The following is a 19,575-nucleotide window of genomic DNA, read 5'->3' as shown; positions in this document are numbered from 1 at the left end:
GCGTCACGAACGGTCCCCATCCGGCGCCCGTGACGACCGTTCGTGACGCATCGACCCCGGCGGGCGCCGCGGTCGGTGGCGACCCGGGTCGCACCGCCTATGCTGCCCGGATGCGCAGCGCGACCGGGGGGATGGTGGTCGCGTCGTTCATCTCGCGGATCCTCGGGTTCGTCCGGCTGGCGCTCCTGATCGTGGCGGTCGGCGGCACGAGCGCGTCGGTCGGCGGGCAGGTGTTCGAGGTCGCGAACTCCGCGCCCACCTACCTGTACGGGCTCATCGCGGGCGGGGTGCTCGGCGCGGTGCTCGTGCCGCAGATGGTCCGGGCGCGGGCGGACGGACCGGAGGGCGTGCGGACCCTCGAGCGGCTGCTCACCGTGTGCCTCGGCGGAGCGGCGCTCCTCACGGCCGCCTGCACGCTCGCGGCGCCGCTGATCGTCGGGCTCTACGCCGGGGGCTGGTCGGCCGACTGGGCTCTGCTCGCCACCCAGATGGCCTACTGGTGCCTGCCGCAGATCTTCTTCTACATCGTCTTCGCCGTCTTCTCGCAGCTGCTCAACTCCGCCGAGAAGTACGGGCCGGGCGCGTGGGCGCCCGCCTGCGCGAACGTGGTCTCGGTGCTCGGGATCGCGGTGTTCCTCCTGATCCACCCCGAGGCGGCGTCGACGCCCGCCGACGAGTGGACGCCGGAGATGGTGGCGCTCCTGTGCGGCACTGCCACTGCGGCGATCGTGGTGCAGGGGGTGATCGCGGTCGCGTTCTCGCGGTCCGTCGGCGTCCGCCTGCGGCCGCGCTTCGGCGTCGCAGGGCTCGGCGGAGTGTCGCGGGACGCGGTCTGGGTGTTCCTCGGCGCCCTCGTCGCGGAGGTGTCGTACGTCGTCGTCTCGAACGCGGCGACGGCGGCCGGCCAGGCCATGAACCGCGCCGGCGTCGACGGGCCGAGCCTCAACTCCTTCTCGAGCGCGCAGCTGCTGCTCCTGCTGCCGCACGGCATCCTGGTCGTCTCCGTCGCCACGGCGATGTTCACGCCGCTCAGCCGGGACCTGCACCGCGGCGATCGGGCGGCCGCGGCGGTGAACCTCCGACGGACCGAGGACGCGGTGCTCGCCGTCACTCTGCTCGCGACGCTCCTGTTCGTCGCGGCGGCGCCACTGCTCACGCAGCTCGTCTTCGGCACACCGGTGATCGGCGGAGTCCTGCAGCTGCTCGCCCTGAGCCTGGTCGGCTTCAGCCAGACCTACGTCCTCAACCGGGCGATGTTCGCGCTGGGTCGGGCCCGCGACTCGCTGGCGACCCAGGTCGTCTCGGCCGTCGGCGTCGCGGTGGGGGCGCTCGTCGGCGGGCTCCTCCTGCCTGCCGAACTCGTCGTGCCGGCGATCGCGGGCGGCACCGCCCTCGGGACCACGGCCGCGTGGGCCCTCGCCCACTGGCTGGTCCGGCGCCGGATCGGCGTCGTGCCGCAGCCGACCCGGGACCGCCGCGCCGCTCTCGTCGCGGCGCTGGTCGCAGCCTGCGCGTCGGTGCCGCTCGGCCTGCTGCTCGCCGTGCCCGCCGACCGCCTCGCGGCCGGCGCCGTGCTGCTGCCGGTCGGTCTCGCGATCACCGCCCTGTTCGTGGTCGTGCACCGGATCGTCGGCGGGCGCTGGCTCTGGTCGCTGGTGCTCTCGCCGCTCTGAGGGGCTGCGCGTGCGGTCCCGCAGCCCCGACCCTCAGTGCCCGGCGCCGAGGTTCCCGGCGAGGCGGCCGTGCATCCGGGTGGAGGCGTCGTTCATGCCCTCGATCACGGCGCGGATGCCGTGGCGCTCGTACTTGGTGGTGACGGCGTCCAGCGCGGCGACGGTCGAGGCGTCCCAGACGTGGGAGCCGGAGAGGTCGATCACGACGTGCGCGGGGTCCTCCGCGTAGGAGAACTGCGTGGTCAGGTCGTTGCTGGAGGCGAAGAACAGCTCGCCGGTGACCGTGTAGCGGGCCGTCGATCCGTCGGCCGAGAGCGTGCGCTCGACGGTGGCGAAGCGGGCGACCCGGCGGGCGAAGACGACCATCGCGGCGAGGACGCCGACGGCGACTCCGATCGCCAGGTTGTGGGTGAGGACGACCACGACGACCGTGGCGATCATGACCACCGTCTCGCCGACGGGCATCCGCTTCAGGGTCGAGGGGCGGATGCTGTGCCAGTCGAACGTCGCCACCGAGACCATCACCATCACCGCGACCAGCGCGGCCATCGGGATGATCGCGACGAGGTCGCCGAGCGCGACGACGAGGATCAGCAGGAACACGCCGGCGAGGAAGGTCGAGATGCGGGTGCGGGCGCCGGACGCCTTCACGTTGATCATCGTCTGGCCGATCATCGCGCAGCCGCCCATGCCGCCGAACAGGCCGGAGAGCACGTTCGCGGCGCCCTGCCCGAGCGACTCGCGGGTCTTGCGGGAGGGGGTGTCGGTGATGTCGTCGACGAGCTTCGCGGTCATCAGCGACTCCAGCAGGCCGACGAGCGCCATCGCGAGGGCGTACGGCGCGATGGTCGTGAAGGTGTCCCAGGTCAGCGGCACGTCCGGGACGAACAGCTCGGGGAGGCTGCGGGGCAGCTCGCCCTGGTCGCCCACGGTCGGGACGGCGACGGCCGTGGCGACGACCGCCGCGGTGATCAGGACGATGGCGACGAGCGGAGCCGGAACGGCCTTCGTCAGGCGCGGCATCACGACCATGATCACGATGCCGACGGCGACCAGCGGGTAGACCAGCCAGGGCACGCCGATCAGGTTGGGGATCTGCGCCGAGAAGATCAGGATCGCCAGCGCGTTCACGAAGCCGACCATCACGCTGCGGGGGATGAAGCGCATGAGCTTCGCCACTCCGAGCAGCCCGAGCACGATCTGGAACACGCCCGCGAGGATCACCGTCGCGAGGAAGTAGTCCATCCCGTAGTCGCGGGCGACAGGGGCGATCACCAGGGCGACGGCGCCGGTCGCGGCGGTGATCATCGCGGGGCGCCCGCCGAGGAAGGCGATCGACACGGCCATCACGAACGACGAGAAGAGGCCGACCCGCGGATCCACGCCCGCGATGATCGAGAACGAGATCGCCTCGGGGATGAGCGCGAGCGCGACGACGAGGCCGGCGAGGACCTCGCGGGTCAGGATGCGGGGGGTGCGCAGGGCCGTCATCACCGTGGGCTCAGCGTGCGGGCGGGCAGGGGTCTTCGAGGCGAGGGCCATCGCGGCGGCTCCAGGGAGTGGGAGGGGTGCTCGACGAGGAGCGCGGAGGACTGCGGCGACGGGTCGGCGGAAGCGGGCGGGGATGCCAAGCTTGCAGAGGCGTGTCAGCAGCACGGGCAACCCTACCCTTACGTGAGGGTAGATCTGAAGGGGTGAGCAGGATCGGCACCATGCACATCGGCGAGCTCGCCGAGCGGACCGGCCTCTCGCTCCGGACCCTGCGGCACTACGACGAGATCGGCCTCGTGAAGGCGTCCGGCCGCACCGAGGGCGGCTTCCGCCTCTACACGTCCACCGACTACGACCGCCTGATCCTCATCCGCCGCATGAAGCCGCTCGGCTTCTCGCTGGAGGAGATGGCCGCGCTGCTGCGCGTGATCGACACCCTCGAGGCCGAGGGCGACGACGCGCCGGCCGACGTCCGCGCGCAGCTCGAGGGCTTCGTCGCGCAGGCCCGAGAGCGCCGGGAGGCGCTGAGCGCCCAGCTCGCGATGGCCGACGAGTTCGTCGAGCTGCTCACCAGCCGCTGAGCCGCGGCGGATCCCCGAACCGCTCCGGTCGCGCTCGCGTCCGGCAGCTGCTCCGGGCAGCGTCCGGACCCCGGCGATCCGGGCGCTCTCGGAGGCGGTCGCCCGCGCCGCGGGCCCCTTCGCCGCCGCGGATGACCGAGGCCGTCAGCCGCGCGGGCCACGGGCCAGCAGCGCGTGCAGGAGGGGCAGCACCGACGCGATCATCAGCACCGTCCCGAACCCGCTGTCGTCCGGGCGCACGACGGCGCCGGCGATCAGCAGGCCCGCGAACAGCACGGCCGAGATCACGCGGCGGACGGTGCCCTCGAGCCGGTTCAGCCGGCGCTCGATCGTGGGGACGGTGACCGCCAGCTCGCCGTCGTCGAGCGTCGTGACGAGTTCGTCGAGCCGGCGCGGCAGGCGCCAGATCAGGCCGAGCGTGTCGACGGCCTGCTTGCCGACGTCCTGCACGACCGAGCCGCGCTCCTCGCGGATCAGCTGCTGCGCGTAGGGCTCGACCGAGTCCCACAGGTTGAAGGCCGGGTCGAGCGCGCTGCAGACGCCCGAGGTCAGCGACATCGCGCGGATCACGAGCAGGAAGTTCTCGGGGAGCTGGAACGGCAGCGCGCGCACCACGTCGCCGAACTGCACGGCGAAGTCGCGGAACTCGCGCGGATCCACCTCCCGCAGCTCGGCGAAGCCCATCCCGCCGAACCGGGCGAAGAGCTGCGTGAGCGCCCGCTCCAGTTCACGGGAGTCGGCGGAGGGCAGGAGGACGCCGACCGCACGGGCCGCGTCGACGAGCCCCTTGCCGTCGCGGGAGGCGGCGGCGATGAGCATCCGGCGCAGGCCAGCGCGGGTGCTCGGCGGCACCTCGCCCATCATCCCGAAGTCGATGAAGGTGAGGCGCCAGGGCAGCTCGCCCCCGGGGGTCGGCGTGACGAAGACGTTGCCGGGGTGCGGGTCCGCGTGGAAGTAGCCGTGCGTGAAGAGCTGGTCGAACATCACGGCCGCGAAGACCGGAGCGACCTCCCGCGGGTCGATCCCGGCGGCCAGCAGTGCGGCGTGGTCGGTGATCTTGATCGCGGTGACGTCCTCGAGGGTGAGGACCTTGCGGGTCGAGCGCTCCCAGACCACGTCGGGGACGGCGACCCGGGCGTCGCCGTCGAAGTCGGCGGCGAAGCGGACGGAGTTGGCCGCCTCCTGCAGGTAGTCGATCTCCTCGAGGCTGGTGACCGCGAACTCCTCGACGAGCGCCGGGGCGTCGACACGGTCCGAGACCAGGCGCACGTGGCTGAGCCAGCCGCCGACGCGGCGCAGGGCCGCGAGGTCGACCTCGACGATCTGGTCGATCCCCGGCCGCTGCACCTTCATGATCGCGGCGGAGTAGCCGGTGTCCTCGGCGTCGACGGGGGAGAGCCGGGCGCGGTGGGCCTGGCCGAGGGAGGCGGCGGCGACCGGCGAGTCGTCGACTCCGGCGTACGCGCGCTCGAGCGGCAGCCCGAGCTCGGACTCGGCCAGCGCCCGGATCCGCGGGAACGGGACCGGCGGGACCTCGTCCTGCAGCCCCTCCAGCTCGCGCGTGATCTCGGGCGGCAGCACGTCCAGGCGCGACGACATGAACTGGCCGACCTTGATCATCAGGCCGCCGAGGTCGACCGCGAGCACGTGGAAGCTGCGGGCGAAGCGGCGCATCCGGCCGGGCCGGGTGCGCAGCGCGACGCGCGTGAGCCCCAGCCGCGGCAGGAGCAGGTCGAAGAACCACGTGACCGCGAGATGCCACGCGGCGAAGCGGAGGATCCGGCGGTAGCGCCGCCGGTCCTCCCGCTCTCGGTGGCCCGGGGCGGCAGGACCCGGGCTGACCGAGGCCACCCGGGTCAGTCCTGCGCGAGGATCGCGTACAGGCGGCGGCGCACGTCCTCGAGTTCGGCGACGGCCTTGCGGACCTGCTCGGGGGTGCCCGAGCGTCCGACCTGGGCCGCGGCCTGAGCGAGCTCGAGGCCCGCCTTGGGCAGGGCGCCGAAGTCGACGTGGTCGGAGTCGTTCCACGGGGTCGAGGTGCCGTGCTCGGCGACCGTCGCGCGCCCGGCGTCGGTCAGCGTGTAGGTCTTGCGGCCGTTCTGCTCGTCGGCCGTGATGAGGCCCTCGTCCGCGAGGAGCTGGAGGGTCGGGTAGACCGAGCCGGGGCTCGGCTTCCAGTCGCCTCCGCTGCGCTCCTCGATCTCGCGGATGATCTGATAGCCGTGCATGGGCTGCTCGGCGAGGAGCGCGAGCACCGCGGTGCGCACGTCCCCGCGGCCGACCCGGGAGCCGACGCGCTTCTCCATGCGGGAGCGGGCCTGCTCCATCGCGCGCCAGATGCTCTCGATGGGCGTGCCGGTGCCGAACGCGCCGGTCGATGACGATCCGTTCATGATGACCTCCTGTTTCTCCGAACGATACTCAGCGATATGGGTGGCGACTGTGAGCGACTGCCGCGTCGGCTCAGAGCTTCGCGAGCTTCGCCCGGGCCACGAGGAACAGCCCGTACATGACCAGTCCCGCGCTGACGAGGGTCAGGGCGATCGTGCCGTACGGAGGGACGTCGAGGAAGCGGACGGCCCCGTCGAGCCCGGTCGCCTGGCGGGCGTCGCCGGTCAGCGCCGCGACCACGAAGATCCCGCCGGCGAGGCCGAGAGCGAGCCCCTTCGTGATGTAGCCGGTCGCGCCGAGGATCAGCACGGCCGTCCCGGTCGGGCCCTCGGGGATGCGGACGAGCTTGCGGAACCCGCGGCGGATCCCGATCGCGACGAAGCCGATCCCGCTGCCCAGCACGATCCCGCCGACGATCACGAGGATCACGACGCCGACCGTGCTCGTCAGCAGCTCGGTGTTGATGCGGCGGATCGTGGCCGAGGAGCTCGTCGAACCGCCGAGGGCGAAGACGAGCGTGGTGCCCGCGAGGGTGAGCGAGGCGAAGCCCTTGCCGGATTCGACGATCCGGCGGCCCAGGCGGGCGAGCAGGCCCGGCGCGGAGGAGCGCCCGCCGAGGGAGAGCTGCCACAGTCCGAGCGCGACCAGTCCGACCAGCGCGGCCCAGACCACCACGAGGCCGACGGGGGAGTCGGCCATGCGCCCGATCGCTCCGGACGCGTCCGCCTCCCGCGAGGTCTCGTCGCTGACCGCGACGCGCAGGGCGAGGCCGCCGATCAGGAGGTGGATCAGTCCGTTCACGGCGAAGCCCGTGCGCGCGAGGCGCCGGAAGCGCCGGGTCCGGACTCCGGCGCGCGGCGACGGCACGCTCGCAGTGGACACCGCGCAACCCTCTCATCCCGGGCGGCCCCGGCGCCTCCTGACCCGCCGACACGTGCTCGGCGACCCTCCCCCCGGCCCGGGTGCCCGAGTCGTGGGATGGAGGAGCGGCGCCGTTCGCACCGCAGCAGGACGAGAGAAGGAACCCCATGCGTGGACGCCGACGTCGCGCGGGCGGTCGCCGAGGGCCGAGGCGGGGCGGACGTCCCGGACCGGTCCCGAACGCGGCGGATCCGCGTCGGGCTCCGCCGCGAGCGCGAGGAGCTGGAGCGCGGCGGAATCGGGTGCCGGCACGTCGTCGAGGCGCGGGCCGGCCGTCGGTGAGGGATGCCGGGACTCCGCCTGTCCTCGTCAGCAGCAGCCGCAGGCCTCGGAGTCCTCGCTCGTCAGCGCGGCGATCGGCGTCGTGCAGGACTCGCCGCGCCAGGCCTCCAGGCCCTCGCGGACGGCGACCGCGGCGATCACGAGTCCGGCGACGGGGTCGGCCCACGTCCATCCGAGCGTGCTGTTCAGCAGCAGGCCCACCAGGACGGCGGCGGAGAGGTACGAGCAGAGGAGCGTCTGCTTCGAGTCCGCGACGGCCGAGGCCGAGCCGAGCTCGCGGCCGGTCCGGCGCTCGAGCAGGGAGAACGCGGGCATCACCAGCAGGCTGACGGCGGCCAGCACGATGCCGACGGGGGAGTGCTGGGCCTCCGAGAATCCGAGCAGCGCCCGGACCGAGTCGACGGCGACGAACGCGGCCAGGCCGAGGAACGAGACGGCGATCACCCGCAGCGCGGTGCGCTCGCGCGCCTCCGGATCGCGCCCCGAGAACTGCCAGGCGACGGCCGCGGCGGAGAGCACCTCCACCACGGAGTCGAGGCCGAAGGCGACGAGGGCGGTGGACGACGCGACCGTCCCGGCTGCGAGGGCCACGATCGCCTCCACCACGTTGTAGGCGATGGTCGCGCCGACGATCCAGCGGATGCGCCTCTGCAGCACGCGGCGGCGGGCGGGGAGGAGCGGAGCGCGGAGGGCGGTCATGCGCAGCGGCAGTCGTCGCCGGAGCAGCAGTCCGGATCGACCACGAGGGCCAGGCGGAGCAGGTGGTCGAGCGCCCCGGCGATCCGGGTCTCGGCCAGCCGGTACCAGGTGTAGCGGCCGTCCTTCACGGCCTCCACCAGACCGCAGCCGCGGAGGCAGGCGAGCTGGTTCGACATCACCTGCCGGGACACTCCGAGCGCGTCGGCCAGGTCCGACGGGACCGCTGGCGCCTCGCGCAGGGCGAGCAGGATCCGCGACCGGGTCTCGTCGGCCAGGGCGGATCCTAGGCGCGCGAGTGCGGCGGAGTGGGTGAGGGTCGCGGTGGCGGGCACGGGGGAGACGATACACGGACGGCTGTATCGAGGGTGGAGGGCCGTGCCTACTTCTCATCGCTCCTGGTGAGGTCCTGTCCGACAGGCGTCGCGCTCGAGGCCTCAGCCCCGCCCCGCCTGCAGGCGCAGCCCCGCCAGGAGCAGGTCGAGGCCGGAGCGGAACACGTCGAGGTCGTCGTGGGTCGCCATCACGTCGGCCGCGTGGTGGCCGAAGGGGAACTCCTCGGGGTCGAGGGCGCGCCAGCGGTCGGCCAGGTGCTCCAGGAACTCGCCCCTCTCCATCCCGCTCTCGAGGAACTCGCGGGGCGGCGGCTGCGCGAGGTCGGCCGCGACTCCGACGACGTAGCTGACGATGGACGACACGGCGTGGAACCGCTGCCGGGGCGTCAGGTCGAGTGCCATGAGCTGCTGGCCGAGCCGCTCGTACATCGCCATCGAGTTCGGCTGCACCCCGGTCGTGCGGAGCATGTAGAGGCCGAACCAGGGTCGGCGGACGCACTCGTCGAAGAGGGCCAGTGCGACGGCGCGGACGTTGTCGATCGGGTCCGGCCCGTGGGTGAGCGGCTCGCTGTCGGCGAGGACCCGGCCCATGACCTCGTCGGTCGCTCGCTCCAGCAGCTCGTCGCGGCTTCCGACGTACCAGTAGATGCTCGCCACGCCGCCGCCGAGCCGGGCCGCGAGCGCGCGGAATGTGAGGGCCGACTCCCCGGACTCGTCGAGGATCGCGATCGCCTCGGCCAGCACGGTGTCGAGCGAGTGCGACGCTCGGCGGCGGCCCCGGGCGGGGGAGGGCGCGGCGGCGCCGGCGGTCTCCGTCGGGCGATCTGCAGGCATGGCTTGCATCTTACCGAACGGCGTTCCATACTATCGAACGCCGTACGAGAGTCGAACGGCGTTCGATAGAAAGGCGCCACCGTGTCCGCTCCGACGACCACCTCCGCCGAGTCCCGTGCTCACACCTCCCTCCGCTCCGCGGCGCTCCCGCTCGCCGCTCTCTGCCTCGCCTTCTTCGTCGAGATGGTCGACAACACGCTGCTCTCGATAGCCCTCCCCACGATCGGACGCTCGCTCGACGGCTCGACCGCCGGACTGCAGTGGGTGACCGGCGCCTACTCCCTGACCTTCGGCGGGCTGCTGCTGACCGCCGGGTCCGCCGCCGACCGGTTCGGCCGCCGCCGCGTGCTGCTCACCGGCCTCGCCGCGTTCGGGCTGATCAGCCTCGCCGTCGTCCTCGTCACCGACATCGGCCAGCTGATCGCCCTCCGTGCTGCGCTCGGCTGCGCCGCGGCCGCCATGGCGCCCGTCACGATGTCGCTGGTGTTCCGGCTCTTCGACGACGAGAGGCTCCGCATGCGGTCGATCACGATCGTGATGATCGTCGGGATGTCCGGCATGGTCCTCGGCCCCCTCCTGGGCGGCTCGATCCTCAGCACCGTCAGCTGGCAGTGGCTGCTCGTCGTCAACGCCCCGATCGCGCTGCTGGTCTGGATCGGCGTGCGCCTCGGAGTCCCCGCCGACCGGCGGGCCGACCTCACCTCGGAGCGGCTCGACCTGCCGGGGACGGTCCTCACCATCGCCGCGGTCGGGCTCGGCTGCTACACGCTCACCAGCGGAGTCGAGAACGGCTGGCTGTCGCTCGTCACGATCGCCTGCGCCGCGGGGACCGTCGCGGCCGTCGCGGGATTCGTCGTCCGCGAGCGCCGTGCCGCCTCGCCCATGATCGACCTCGCGATCTTCCGCGCCGGTGCCGCGCGGGGAGCGGCGCTCACGCAGCTCGGCGCCTCGGTCGCCTTCGCGAGCGTCCTGTTCGGCCTGATCCTGCACTTCCAGTACGCCTACGGCTGGAGCCCGGTGCGCGCCGGCCTCGCGAACCTGCCCGTCATCGTCACGATGCTCGCCGCCACTCCGATCACCGAACGCCTCGCCGCGAGGCTGGGGCACCGCGCGGCCTGCCTGATCGGCACCGGGCTCCTGGTCGGCGCACTGCTCGGGATGTCCTGGGCGGTGGACCGGGGCTACCTCGCGATCGCCGTGATGATGGTCGTGATGACGGTGGGCCTGCGGACGATCATGACCATCTGCGCCGTCGCCCTCGTCGAGGCGATGCCCGCGAACCGCACCTCGATCGGTGCGGCGCTCAACGACACGGCCCAGGAGATCGGCACCAGCATCGGCACGGCCGTCGTCGGCACGCTGATCGCCGCCCTGGTGGCGACCACCCTCCCGGCGGGCGCATGGAGCACGGACCTCGTCCGGAGCTTCTTCGCGGGCGAGCGGGTCGCCTACCTGGTCGTGGCGGTCCTCGTCGGCGTGATCGCGACGATCGGCTCGCTGTCCCTCAGCGACTCCCGCTCCACGGAGGAGCCGGCGGCGGCCTAGTCCATCGGGTCGCGCCGGGCGTCCTCGAGGTCGGCGATGTCCGTGTACTCGAGGAAGTCCAGTGGCGGGATGTCGGTCATCTCCTCGCTCCACGAGGGGCGGGCCGGCTGCATGCGGCGCGTCTCGAGCTCGATGTGGGCGATGACCTCCGCGTCGTCCGGCTCCTCCACCTCGCTGCTGTCGATCGGCACCGACCAGAGCTGGCTCGCCGGCCCGATCAGCAGGTGGGCGTAGGCGCGGCCGCCGCCCTCGGTCAGGACCGGCACCGAGACGACGTCCGACTTGCCGACGTCCGCGACGGCACGCGCGTAGCGGAGGACCGCCTTGCAGGTCAGGTCGCCGACGAGGAGGTGGCCGCTGGAGTAGTGCAGTTTCCGCATGCGTCCAGCCTCCGCGCGCCGCCCGCGGGGCCTCAAGAGGGTTGCCGCGGGGAGGCGGTTCCCCTAACGGACCGGGAGGTCCCGCCCGATCGGGATCACCGCTCGGGGTGTCCGGCGCTCTCGCGGAGCTCGCGGCCGTCGGCGACGTCCTCGGCGTGCTTCTGGGCCTTCTTCTCGCTCTGCCGGGTGTCGCGGGGCGGGAGCTGGATGTGCTCCTCGGCTTCGATGCCGGCCTGCAGCTGGCGGCCGCGTTCGAGCTCGGCGTCGAACTCCGCCCCGAAGAGCAGGGCGAGGTTCGTGATCCAGAGCCAGAGGAGGAAGACGATCACGCCGCCGAGCGCGCCGTAGGTCTTGTTGTAGTTGCTGAAGTTGGCGACGTAGAACGCGAAGCCGGCCGACGCCAGCGCCCAGACGACGAGGGCGAGGATCGAGCCCATGCTGGTCCAGCGGAACTTCGGCTGCCGCACGTTGGGCGACCAGTGGTAGAGGACCGCGACGATGACGACCATGATCGCGATCAGGACGGGCCACTTGGCGATGCTCCACACCGTCAGCGCGACCTCGCCGAGGCCGACGGCGTCGCCGATGGTCTGCGCGACGGGTCCGCTGAGCACGAGGATCAGCCCGGCGATCACGAGCAGGAGGACCGTCACGAGGGTGACGGCGAGCATCGTGGGGCGCAGCTTCCAGATCGGGCGGCCCTCGTCGATCTCGTAGACGCGGTTCATGCCGCGCCCGAAGGCGCCGACGTAGCCGGAGGCGGACCAGAGGGCGCCGAGGACACCGGTGACGAACGCCAGACCGGCGGCGGGGGCCGAGGTGAGCTCCTGCAGGGGGCCGCGGACGGTGTCGAGGACGTCGGTCGACACGAATCCGCCCAGCAGGTCGAGGACCGTCGATGTCGTGGTCTCGGCCTGCCCGAACAAGCCGAGGATGGACACGATCGCGAGCAGCCCCGGGAAGAGTGCGAGCACGGCGTAGTAGGTCAGCCCCGCAGCGATGTCCGTGCACTGGTCGGCGCCGAACTCGCGGAGCGTCTTCTTGAGGACGTAGCCCCAGGACCGCTTGCTGACCTCGGTCGGTCCGTCGGGCTTGCGGGAGTCGTCGGGGTCGGGCGCGGTGCGGTCGCGCTCGGTGCTGGTCTGGGCCACGGTCGTCCTCCGTCTCGAGCGTCTGCCGGTCGTCGGGGACGGAGGACCGCCTGCGATCGCTCCGAGCCCCGACGTCGCCGTGCTCGCCACCGACCGTAGGAGGGCCGGGCGCGCAGGGCAGGACGGTTGACAGCCGCCCGTCGGGTCCGGTGAGGCGGACGCTCCGGCGGCTCCGTGCGTCGGCCTCCGCGCTCAGAGCTGCGCGAGCAGCCTCTCGCACGCCTGCTCGCAGCGGCGGCAGGCCTCGGCGCAGATCCGGCAGTGCTCGTGCATCCCGGCGTGCTGCTCGCAGTCGTCGGCGCAGGCGCGGCAGGCCAGGAGGCAGGCCTCGACGAGGGCGCGGACGGCCGCGGATCCGACGACGCCGCGGCGGGAGAGCACGGCGCCGGTCGCGGCGCACACGTCGGCGCAGGCGAGGTCGGTGCGGATGCAGTGGACCAGCTCGGCGACCGACTCCTCGCCGAGGCAGGCGTCGGCGCAGGCGGTGCAGGTGAGTGCGCAGGCGCCGCACGCGTCGATGCACTCGGCCAGGACCTCCGGATCGACGCCGCGCAGCTCCTCGGGGTGGCTCCGGATCATGTCGCTCGTGCTGCTCATGGCGCGTCCTCTCGTCGTGACCCCGGCGGGTCGATCGGTCCGGGCGACGCTACGCGCCCGCCCGCCGCCGGGCGAGGGCCTGGCCAGGCACCGCGGCCGGTGATAGCCGGGCCGTCAGCCCCTCACGACGAAGGCGTCGTGGATCAGGTTGCCCCCGGTCGCCGCCGGATTCCGTGTGCTGCCGCGGGTGATCGTGACGGTGTGGGTGCCGGCGGGCAGGGTCCCGCTGGTCCAGACGGTCTGGGCGGAGCGGGTGGTGGCGCTGTAGCGGTCGACCGAGGCCACGAGGACGCCGTCGAGGCGGACCTCGTCGATCCCGGACGTGCTGGACCGGCGGCTCACCCACGAGACTCCGGTGCCGGTGAAGCGGAGGGTGGCGGAGGCGCCCCCTGTCGACGAGAAGGAGACGCCTCCGCCGCTGTCCGCGGAGGAGGAGGTCGTGGACCAGGTGCCCGTGACGGCGACGGCCGGCGAGCCGTTCTGGTGGGTGCCGGCCCCGGCGGCGGCGAGCGGAGTCGCGGTGGCGGTCGGCGTCGAGGTCGGCGCGGGGGTCGCGGTCGGCGTGGGCGTGGCCGTCGGCGCCGGAGTGGCGGCCCTCTTCGCGAGCACGATGGACGCCGTCGCTCCCTTCAGCCCGCTCGGCCGGAACGTGATCGTCGTCGCGGTGCTCGTCCTGCTCGTCACGCTCAGGGCGGCGCTCGAGGACACCGTGCCCGCGGTCGGCCGCGCGAGCGTCACGGTGAGCGCGCTCGTCGAGACCTGCGTCGGGTCGACGGTCGAGACGGTCACCGTGTCCGCGTCCTCCCGGATCGAGACCAGTCCGGCGCCGGTGATGCTCGCGACCCGGGTGCCTCCGACGAGGACGGGGCTCGTGGTCCCGGCCTTCCACGACACGGCGCTCACGGTGCCGGTCGAGCGGTCGCGGGCGGCGCTCAGCTGGGGTGTGTTGCTGAGCACGGTCACGTCCGGGTCCGCCGCGTACGCGGCGGTCGCCGCCTCGGAGGCGCCGGGGAGGACCGTGTACGCGTAGGAGGCGCCGGTCGGGTTCGTGCCGTGGCTCGTCGTGAGGGAGTAGTAGTGGCCGGTCACCGGCGCCGTCGGACCGGCGGCGCTCACGGCGCTCCAGGCTCCGGTGCGGGTCCGTCCCTGCGCGGTCAGGGCGATCGGCGACGGGAAGACGTAGCCCACCGACTCCGCGGAGCCGGTGATCGAGGCCCAGCGGGCGGTGCTCGTGGCGGTCGCCTCCGCACCGCGGAGGACGCCGTCGACGCGGAGCCTCGCATCGGGAGCGACGTCGCGGCGGTCGTCGATCACCGTCTCCGCGCGCCGGCGCGCCCCGTCCCAGCCGGTCCCGGACATGTCGGTCGCCGTGATCCCGGAGCCGAGCGCGAGGATCTCGTCGTCGAAGGTGAACCAGGCCTTCTTCGCGACCAGGCTCACCGACGCCGCGTCGAAGTCGAGCGCCGCGATCCCCGTCCGCCGCGACGGGCTCTCGAGGCTCCCGGTGAAGGTCGTCGTCGGGCGGGACGACGCGCCCTCGCCCGCGCTCCGGACGATCGTGTCCTCGGTGGTGCCGGGCATCCGGTACGGGTTCGCCGTGGCCCAGTAGCCGTCGTCGTACTGGCGCCCGCTGCCCAGGTGGAGCGAGGTCGCGCCGTCGCCGGTGTACCAGCCGCTGCGGTTCTCGCCGTTGAGCGACTCGTAGCGCGCGATCCGCGTGCTCGACAGGCCGACGGCGAAGCCCGAGGTCGCCGTGGTCCGCGTGAAGCGGTCCATCCCGGCGAAGGCCCGGACGCCCGAGCCGATCGGGGTCGCGATCAGGCCCGTGTCGGCGAGGACGAGCCGCGCGCGCACGACGTCGCTGACGGATCCGGCCGTCTCGATGCTCACGGGGCTGCCGGAGTTGCAGGCCAGCCAGCTCTTCGCCAGCGCGTTCGTCCGTGTCCTGGCCGAGGGAGGGGCGCTGTCGGCGAGGCGCAGCACCGCCGCCTGCAGCTGGACTCCGACGTCGCCGTCCTCCGACTCCGCCCGCGCGGTCTCGCGGCCGCGGACCGTCGACATCACGGCGCCGCACCAGGTGACGGGGGCGAAGGAGGAGGCGAGCCGGTCGTACACGCCGAGCCCCTCCGGGCTCGTGATCTCCCAGCGGGAGCCGTCGAGCAGCGCGTACAGGTCGTCGAGGGTGTCGAGCATCGAGAGCCCGTACCCGCCGCTGTAGGCGAAGACGCTGTGCTGCACGAAGGAGCCGTCGGCGTGGAAGCCGTCGCCGGACGCCACCGTCCGCAGCGCCGGGTCGATGCCGGCGGCCGCCTCCGCGATCTTCGCCGGCTGCTTCAGAAGCACTGCCCGCCCGGCGATGACCGCCGCCGTCCAGACGCGGTTGGCGCCGGTCCGGGTGACGGTGTCGGCGAAGCGCGTCGAGGCCGACAGGTAGGCCTGCACCTGCGCCGCCGAGAGGTCGGGGTAGAGGAGGGCGGTGATGCTGTTCAGCTCGAGCGGGATGCCGATCTGCTGCTCCCACCAGCGGGAGGTGCCGGTGGTGGAGCGGTTGTAGCGGTTCGCCGAGAGCCAGTCGGCGGTCGTGACGACGTCGCGGAGGAGCGCCGGGTCGCCGGTGAGGGCGGTCCCGGGGGTCTTCAGCGCGGTCGCGAGGACGGTGACCCGCTTGTAGGCGGCCCACACCTCCACCGCCGAGGTGCCCGTGACCAGGTCGGGCCAGGGCTCGCCGCCGTCGGTCTCGAGCGTCGACCAGTAGCCCTCGGCCTCGGCGACGAGGCGGCCCTTCGCCGCGGCGAGGCCGCCGACGCTCGCGCTGCCCGGGATCGTGCCCGTCAGGTCGGCGACGAGGCCGAGGCGCATCGCGTCGTACTCGTCGCCCGCCGAGTCGACGGCGGACGCGGTCGGCGCGGCGGCGAGCGGGAGGATCAGGGCGGTCACCAGCAGGAGCGCCGCAGCGAGCGGGCTCCCGCGCCGGGGCGCGTCGGATCGAGAGGGTCGGTTCGTCTCCGCGCGCGTTCGGCGGAGGGGACGCGGCTGGGTGGGCACGGGCGCTCCTGAGGCGACGCCCACGAGCCTGCGGGCTTCGGGTGCTCGCGGGTCGCCGGGGGAGCGTCGGGTGAAGAATAGGGGTCCGCTCCGTCCGGCGGCAAGGGACGGAGGCGAGGACGGCCGGGATCGGCCACCGCCGACGCTCCCGACCGCGCGATCTGCGACAGCCGTACCCCGTGAGGGGTACAGAGGCGCCGAAGGTCCCCCACCCGTCAGGCGGGGCGATACGGTCGGGGGTGCGTGTGCGCATCGGGGGTACCGGCGCGGCTCGCGGGGGAAGGGGCACAGATGATCGAGGCCGAGCAGGATCCGCGGCTGGTGGCGCTCGAGGCGCTCGAGATGATGGGGTCGGCTCCGGAGGAGCGCTTCGACCGGATCACGCGGATGGCCGAGGAGCTGTTCCGCGTGCCCGTGGCCGAGATCCACTTCCTCGACGACACCACGCTGTTCACGAAGTCCCCGCAGCATCCGGAGGCCGTGCTCGCCTACCCTCGCGCCGGCACCTTCTGCGACGCGACGCTCGAGAAGCGCACCACCTTCGTCGTGCCGGACCTCGGCGCCGACGAGGCGTGGGCCGGGCACGAGCACGTCGCGGGGCACCCGCACGTCCGCTTCTACGCCGGGCGGCCGCTGTCGGTCGAGGGCGACCTGCAGCTGGGCACGCTCTGCCTCATCGACTTCGTGCCCCGGAGCCTCACCCCGGACGAGCGGCAGCTGCTCGAGGAGTTCGGCGAGTGGGTCGAACGGGAGCTGCGCGACACGGCGGAGCGCGACCGCGCCGCCGACATGCAGACGCAGATGGCGCCCTCCTCCCTCCACCACCCCGCCGGCTACGAGCTCTCGGGGCTCTCGCTGCCGCGGTGGACGATCACCGGCGACTTCTACAGCTGGCGCGGCGACGACGAGACGGTCGACCTGACCCTCGTGGACGTGATGGGCAAGGGGACGGCGGCGGCGATCGTGGCCGCCTCGATCCGCTCCGCGTTCCGGGCGCGCCTCGGCGGCGACCCCGACGCGGTCGTCAGCGCGGTGAGCGCGCAGCTGCACGACGACTTCACGGCCACCGAGACCTTCGCGACGCTCTTCCACGGGCGCCTCGACACCGCGTCCGGCCGGATCGACTTCGTCGACGCGGGCCACGGGCTCACCGTCCTCCTCCGCGCCGACGGCTCGTTCCAGCGGCTCGCGGCACTGGGCCTCCCGCTGGGCATCGCGGAGGACGGCGGCTGGATCACCCAGACCGTGGAGCTCGAGGCGGGGGACTCGCTCCTCGCCTTCACCGACGGCGTCCTCGACCTGTACGACGGGACGCTGCAGTCCCTGGCGCGCGCGGTCGACCTCGCCCGCGACTCCGACAGCACCGCCGCGTTCCTGCAGGCGCTGAGGGCGCTCGCCGCCTCCGGCTCGGCGTCCGACGACATCACCGCCCTCGTGCTGACCCGCACGGGCGCCGACCGCTCCGCCGAGAAGGACTCCGCATGACGTTCACGACCGAGACGATCGCCCCCGACATCGCCGTGCTGCGGGGGGAGGGGCGGCTCAACGCGGCCTCGGCTCCGGAGCTGCGCGCGGCCGTCCGCCGGGCGATCGACGAGGGCGGCCCCCGCATCGTCGTCGAGCTCAGCGCGGTGACGTTCATGGACTCCTCCGGCCTCGGCGCCCTGGTCGGCGCCCTCAAGACCGCGCGGCAGGCGGGCGGCGACCTGCGGATCGCGGCGCCCAGCGAGCAGGTCGTGATGGTGCTGCAGCTGTCCAACCTCGACCGGGTGCTCACCCTCTTCGACACGGCCGGCGACGCGTACCGTGACTGAGCGCAGCGTCGGGTTCCGCACGCCCCCGGACGACACCGAGGTCGTCCACGAGCTGCTCGCGGGGCTCTGGAGCGAGCGCCCGGACCTGCCGGCCCGCGACCGCATGGCCGTCGAGACGGCGCTGGTCGAGCTGGTCGACAACGTCATCCAGCACGCGACGTCGACGACGACGATCGTCTGCCGCCTCGTCGTGCGCGTCGAGGGAGACGTGATCCGCGCGGAGCTGATCGACACCGCCGATCCGCCGGACATCGACACAGGGCCACGGGAGATGCCGGACGTCTTCGCGGAGTCGGGCCGCGGGCTCGCCCTCATCCAGGCGCTGACGACCACGTTCGAGCACGAGCGCTCCGAGGGGCGCAACGTCTGGACCCTGACGCGGGCGCTGGACTCCTAGCGACCGGCGCGGGTCAGCGGATCGTGTGCGCGGTGATGACCGCGGCGGCACGCGCCAGGTCGTCCGCCATGCCGTTCAGCCCGGGGGAGGCCTGGAGCACCTCCGCGCTGACGTCGTCGTAGCGCTCGTCCACCTGTGCGAGCAGCTGCTCACCGGAGGCGGTGAGGCGCAGCAGGACGCTCCGGCGGTCCTGCGGGTTGGCGAGCCGGTCGACGTGGCCGGCCGTGGCGAGCCGGTCGAGGAGCGCGGTCACGGCGCCCGTCGAGAGGGAGAGCTCGAGACCCAGCCACTTCGGCGTGAGGTCCGGCGACTCGCCGAGGACCTCGAGCGCCGTGAGCTCCGAGATGCCCACGCCCACGCCCGCGGCGATGCTCGCGCGGAGGTGCCGCTGCGCGTTCTCGAGCAGGCGGAGCGACTGCCGCAGCTGCACGGCGGGCGCGTCCTGATCGACGTCGCGCGGGGTCGGTTTCTCGGTGGTCATTCGTCCTTCTCGGGGTAGGGCTGGGGGTCATCGTACGGGTCGCTCTCGGGGGTTCCGACGTGTCCCCCGGACAGGGGGCTAAAGAACGATTGCAATGTATCTTGGTCATAAAGTAACTTAGCGGTCAATCGAGTTCGGCGGACCACCAGCCGGACCCTCCCCCTTCAGCACCAGCCCGCCCCATCCGATCAGGAGTCCTGCCATGTCGACCCACACCGCCAAGTCCAAGCGCGTCCGCTTCGCTCCCCTCGCCATCGCGACGAGCATCGCCGCCGCCGCCCTGCTCTCCGTCTCGATGTCCGGCACCCTGTCCGGCTTCGTCGCGAGCATCTCCAACACCGGCAACACCGCCGCGTCCGGCTCGCTCGTCATGGAGGAGAAGTCGACCGGCGCCAGCCCGATCACCTGCCTCAGCACCGACGGCGGCTCGATCAGCACCAACACCGCGACCTGCGCGACCATCAACAAGTTCGGCGGATCGACCACGATGGTCCCCGGCCAGACCGTCACCACCGCGATCACGCTGAAGAACACCGGCACCGTCGCCGCCAACACCTTCACGCTGACCCCCGGCGCCACCTGCTCGCAGAGCACCAACGTCGCGGCCGGCGCCTCCGGCTCCGCGACCGACTTCTGCGGCAAGCTCAACGTCGTGATCACCTCCGGCGGGACCACCGTCTTCACCGGCACCGCCGCGACCCTCGCCGGCTCGGCCGTCAAGACCCTCAACACCGCCCCGGTCACCCCCGGCACCTCCACCCCCTTCTCCATCGCCGTGACCCTCGACTCGTCGGCCACCAACGCCTACCAGGGCCTGTCCGCCTCGCTCCCGCTCACCTGGACCTTCGCGAGCTGATCCCCTCCCCACCCGGCCCGGAGCGACCCCGCGCGACGGGCCGGGGGAGGAGCGTCCCGCAGCGCTCCTCCTGCACGCCACCGCAAAACCCCAACCCCACCCCCA

Annotated in this window: 20 protein-coding genes; 8 read left to right on the top strand and 12 right to left on the bottom strand. The window is 73.0% G+C overall.

What is annotated here, in order from left to right; genetic code table 11:
* Window positions 1–110 precede the first annotated feature (110 nt).
* On the top strand, window positions 111–1,673 hold the full coding sequence (gene murJ, locus C5D44_RS14760) for a murein biosynthesis integral membrane protein MurJ (RefSeq protein ID WP_104282103.1): 1,563 nt from the start codon (window positions 111–113) through the stop codon (window positions 1,671–1,673).
* A 33-nt stretch (window positions 1,674–1,706) separates the two neighbouring features.
* Here the strand turns inward: murJ and C5D44_RS14755 are convergent, their stop codons facing one another.
* Window positions 1,707–3,215 carry a SulP family inorganic anion transporter gene (locus C5D44_RS14755; RefSeq protein ID WP_104282102.1) on the bottom strand — a complete coding sequence of 503 codons (1,509 nt, stop codon included), beginning with the start codon at window positions 3,213–3,215 and terminating at the stop codon, window positions 1,707–1,709.
* A gap of 170 nt (window positions 3,216–3,385) precedes the next feature.
* Between C5D44_RS14755 and C5D44_RS14750 the strand changes: the two genes are divergently transcribed.
* Entirely contained in the window at window positions 3,386–3,745 is a 360-nt protein-coding gene (locus C5D44_RS14750; RefSeq protein ID WP_104277513.1) for a MerR family DNA-binding transcriptional regulator, read from the top strand.
* Between the two features lie 144 nt (window positions 3,746–3,889).
* Here the strand turns inward: C5D44_RS14750 and C5D44_RS14745 are convergent, their stop codons facing one another.
* The 3 genes from C5D44_RS14745 to C5D44_RS14735 form a co-directional block, all read right to left on the bottom strand.
* Window positions 3,890–5,596 carry an AarF/ABC1/UbiB kinase family protein gene (locus C5D44_RS14745; protein WP_104282101.1) on the bottom strand — a complete coding sequence of 569 codons (1,707 nt, stop codon included), beginning with the start codon at window positions 5,594–5,596 and terminating at the stop codon, window positions 3,890–3,892.
* A 5-nt stretch (window positions 5,597–5,601) separates the two neighbouring features.
* A complete protein-coding gene (locus tag C5D44_RS14740; RefSeq protein ID WP_104282100.1) occupies window positions 5,602–6,138 on the bottom strand; it encodes a PadR family transcriptional regulator in 537 nt (178 codons plus the stop codon).
* A 70-nt stretch (window positions 6,139–6,208) separates the two neighbouring features.
* Window positions 6,209–7,018, bottom strand: coding sequence for a DUF1206 domain-containing protein (locus C5D44_RS14735; RefSeq protein WP_104282099.1), 810 nt, complete (start codon window positions 7,016–7,018; stop codon window positions 6,209–6,211).
* A gap of 150 nt (window positions 7,019–7,168) precedes the next feature.
* On the opposite strand from C5D44_RS14735, the gene C5D44_RS18160 reads away from it, so the two are divergent.
* Complete coding sequence (locus tag C5D44_RS18160) at window positions 7,169–7,339, top strand: hypothetical protein (protein WP_181118523.1); 171 nt, start codon at window positions 7,169–7,171, stop codon at window positions 7,337–7,339.
* A 27-nt stretch (window positions 7,340–7,366) separates the two neighbouring features.
* Here the strand turns inward: C5D44_RS18160 and C5D44_RS14730 are convergent, their stop codons facing one another.
* The 3 genes from C5D44_RS14730 to C5D44_RS14720 all read right to left on the bottom strand — a co-directional run bounded on the left by C5D44_RS14730 (window position 7,367) and on the right by C5D44_RS14720 (window position 9,204).
* Entirely contained in the window at window positions 7,367–8,038 is a 672-nt protein-coding gene (locus tag C5D44_RS14730) for a cation diffusion facilitator family transporter (RefSeq protein WP_104282098.1), read from the bottom strand.
* Window positions 8,035–8,370, bottom strand: a complete 336-nt coding sequence (locus C5D44_RS14725) for a helix-turn-helix transcriptional regulator (protein WP_104234042.1) — start codon at window positions 8,368–8,370, stop codon at window positions 8,035–8,037. The genes C5D44_RS14730 and C5D44_RS14725 overlap by 4 nt, the downstream gene beginning before the upstream one ends.
* Window positions 8,371–8,472: 102 nt before the next feature.
* The gene (locus C5D44_RS14720) at window positions 8,473–9,204 is read right to left on the bottom strand and encodes a TetR/AcrR family transcriptional regulator (protein ID WP_104277508.1); all 732 of its coding nucleotides are present in this window, start codon (window positions 9,202–9,204) and stop codon (window positions 8,473–8,475) included.
* Between the two features lie 81 nt (window positions 9,205–9,285).
* Here C5D44_RS14720 and C5D44_RS14715 point away from each other — a divergent pair, with 81 nt between their 5' ends.
* Window positions 9,286–10,749: an MFS transporter gene (locus tag C5D44_RS14715; protein WP_104277507.1), complete on the top strand. Its 1,464-nt coding sequence runs from the start codon at window positions 9,286–9,288 to the stop codon at window positions 10,747–10,749.
* On the opposite strand, the gene C5D44_RS14710 is transcribed toward C5D44_RS14715, so the two are convergent.
* The 4 genes from C5D44_RS14710 to C5D44_RS14695 form a co-directional block, all read right to left on the bottom strand.
* Window positions 10,746–11,129 carry a hypothetical protein gene (locus C5D44_RS14710; protein WP_104282097.1) on the bottom strand — a complete coding sequence of 128 codons (384 nt, stop codon included), beginning with the start codon at window positions 11,127–11,129 and terminating at the stop codon, window positions 10,746–10,748. The genes C5D44_RS14715 and C5D44_RS14710 overlap by 4 nt on opposite strands.
* 95 nt (window positions 11,130–11,224) lie before the next feature.
* Window positions 11,225–12,280, bottom strand: a complete 1,056-nt coding sequence (locus tag C5D44_RS14705) for a YihY/virulence factor BrkB family protein (protein WP_104282096.1) — start codon at window positions 12,278–12,280, stop codon at window positions 11,225–11,227.
* Window positions 12,281–12,472: 192 nt separating this feature from the next.
* Complete coding sequence (locus tag C5D44_RS14700; protein ID WP_104255963.1) at window positions 12,473–12,877, bottom strand: four-helix bundle copper-binding protein; 405 nt, start codon at window positions 12,875–12,877, stop codon at window positions 12,473–12,475.
* Between the two features lie 114 nt (window positions 12,878–12,991).
* On the bottom strand, window positions 12,992–15,814 hold the full coding sequence (locus C5D44_RS14695) for a polysaccharide lyase 8 family protein (protein ID WP_181118522.1): 2,823 nt from the start codon (window positions 15,812–15,814) through the stop codon (window positions 12,992–12,994).
* A gap of 399 nt (window positions 15,815–16,213) precedes the next feature.
* Here C5D44_RS14695 and C5D44_RS14690 point away from each other — a divergent pair, with 399 nt between their 5' ends.
* Genes C5D44_RS14690 through C5D44_RS14680 form a run of 3 tightly spaced genes read left to right on the top strand, consistent with a single transcriptional unit; the run spans window position 16,214 to window position 18,133 of the window.
* On the top strand, window positions 16,214–17,407 hold the full coding sequence (locus C5D44_RS14690) for a PP2C family protein-serine/threonine phosphatase (RefSeq protein ID WP_104282094.1): 1,194 nt from the start codon (window positions 16,214–16,216) through the stop codon (window positions 17,405–17,407).
* Window positions 17,404–17,736, top strand: coding sequence for an STAS domain-containing protein (locus C5D44_RS14685; RefSeq protein WP_104282093.1), 333 nt, complete (start codon window positions 17,404–17,406; stop codon window positions 17,734–17,736). Before C5D44_RS14690 ends, C5D44_RS14685 begins: the two co-directional genes overlap by 4 nt.
* Window positions 17,729–18,133, top strand: coding sequence for an ATP-binding protein (locus tag C5D44_RS14680; RefSeq protein ID WP_104277501.1), 405 nt, complete (start codon window positions 17,729–17,731; stop codon window positions 18,131–18,133). Before C5D44_RS14685 ends, C5D44_RS14680 begins: the two co-directional genes overlap by 8 nt.
* A 13-nt stretch (window positions 18,134–18,146) precedes the next feature.
* On the opposite strand, the gene C5D44_RS14675 is transcribed toward C5D44_RS14680, so the two are convergent.
* Window positions 18,147–18,614, bottom strand: a complete 468-nt coding sequence (locus C5D44_RS14675; protein WP_104277500.1) for a MarR family winged helix-turn-helix transcriptional regulator — start codon at window positions 18,612–18,614, stop codon at window positions 18,147–18,149.
* A gap of 202 nt (window positions 18,615–18,816) precedes the next feature.
* Between C5D44_RS14675 and C5D44_RS14670 the strand changes: the two genes are divergently transcribed.
* Complete coding sequence (locus tag C5D44_RS14670; protein WP_104277499.1) at window positions 18,817–19,470, top strand: hypothetical protein; 654 nt, start codon at window positions 18,817–18,819, stop codon at window positions 19,468–19,470.
* Window positions 19,471–19,575: the final 105 nt, after the last annotated feature.

Origin of the sequence: Rathayibacter sp. AY1B5, assembly GCF_002932795.1 — a bacterium.
Classification (GTDB): domain Bacteria; phylum Actinomycetota; class Actinomycetes; order Actinomycetales; family Microbacteriaceae; genus Rathayibacter.
Note: the sequence above shows the minus strand (reverse complement) of the source record. Positions and strands in the feature narration are given on the sequence as shown.

What these genes read in the sequence shown, in the direction of transcription:
- murJ (WP_104282103.1), top strand. Translation starts at nt 111, where the DNA reads ATGCGCAGCGCGACCGGGGGGATGGTGGTCGCGTCGTTCATCTCGCGG.
- C5D44_RS14755 (WP_104282102.1), bottom strand. Translation starts at nt 3,215, where the DNA reads ATGGCCCTCGCCTCGAAGACCCCTGCCCGCCCGCACGCTGAGCCCACG.
- C5D44_RS14750 (WP_104277513.1), top strand. Translation starts at nt 3,386, where the DNA reads ATGCACATCGGCGAGCTCGCCGAGCGGACCGGCCTCTCGCTCCGGACC.
- C5D44_RS14740 (WP_104282100.1), bottom strand. Translation starts at nt 6,138, where the DNA reads ATGAACGGATCGTCATCGACCGGCGCGTTCGGCACCGGCACGCCCATC.
- C5D44_RS14730 (WP_104282098.1), bottom strand. Translation starts at nt 8,038, where the DNA reads ATGACCGCCCTCCGCGCTCCGCTCCTCCCCGCCCGCCGCCGCGTGCTG.
- C5D44_RS14720 (WP_104277508.1), bottom strand. Translation starts at nt 9,204, where the DNA reads ATGCCTGCAGATCGCCCGACGGAGACCGCCGGCGCCGCCGCGCCCTCC.
- C5D44_RS14710 (WP_104282097.1), bottom strand. Translation starts at nt 11,129, where the DNA reads ATGCGGAAACTGCACTACTCCAGCGGCCACCTCCTCGTCGGCGACCTG.
- C5D44_RS14700 (WP_104255963.1), bottom strand. Translation starts at nt 12,877, where the DNA reads ATGAGCAGCACGAGCGACATGATCCGGAGCCACCCCGAGGAGCTGCGC.
- C5D44_RS14690 (WP_104282094.1), top strand. Translation starts at nt 16,214, where the DNA reads ATGATCGAGGCCGAGCAGGATCCGCGGCTGGTGGCGCTCGAGGCGCTC.
- C5D44_RS14685 (WP_104282093.1), top strand. Translation starts at nt 17,404, where the DNA reads ATGACGTTCACGACCGAGACGATCGCCCCCGACATCGCCGTGCTGCGG.
- C5D44_RS14675 (WP_104277500.1), bottom strand. Translation starts at nt 18,614, where the DNA reads ATGACCACCGAGAAACCGACCCCGCGCGACGTCGATCAGGACGCGCCC.
- C5D44_RS14670 (WP_104277499.1), top strand. Translation starts at nt 18,817, where the DNA reads ATGTCGACCCACACCGCCAAGTCCAAGCGCGTCCGCTTCGCTCCCCTC.